The organism is Priestia sp. SIMBA_032 (assembly GCF_046535215.1).
GTDB classification, from domain to species: domain Bacteria; phylum Bacillota; class Bacilli; order Bacillales; family Bacillaceae_H; genus Priestia; species Priestia aryabhattai.
The window spans coordinates 1-249 of sequence record NZ_JAWRXD010001251.1 but is presented as its reverse complement, the minus strand read 5'-3'; the positions used below and the strand labels follow the sequence as shown (position 1 = coordinate 249).

The window sequence follows — 249 nt, the reverse complement described above, 5'->3', positions numbered from 1 at the left end:
CCAGCAGAGCGGTGCCGACGCGGGCCCGCAGCTTCGGCGCCGCCGTGGCGCCGACCAGGAACGCGATGTTCCGCCGGATCAGGATGATCGCGACGACGCCGAGCAGCACGCCGACCAGGATCGAGCCGATCGCATCCCACGCGGCCACGCCGGTGATCTGGTGCATCGCGATCGCGCCGGCCGCGATCGCCAAGCCGATGAGCGCGGCGGAGTCCTCGAAGAACACGGCCCGCAGCGTCGTGTCGCTCG

1 pseudogene is annotated in these 249 nt (G+C 72.3%); it reads right to left on the bottom strand.

The window, feature by feature from the left end:
* Nucleotides 1-249, bottom strand: a pseudogene (locus SB717_RS38345) (hypothetical protein); the annotation flags it as partial.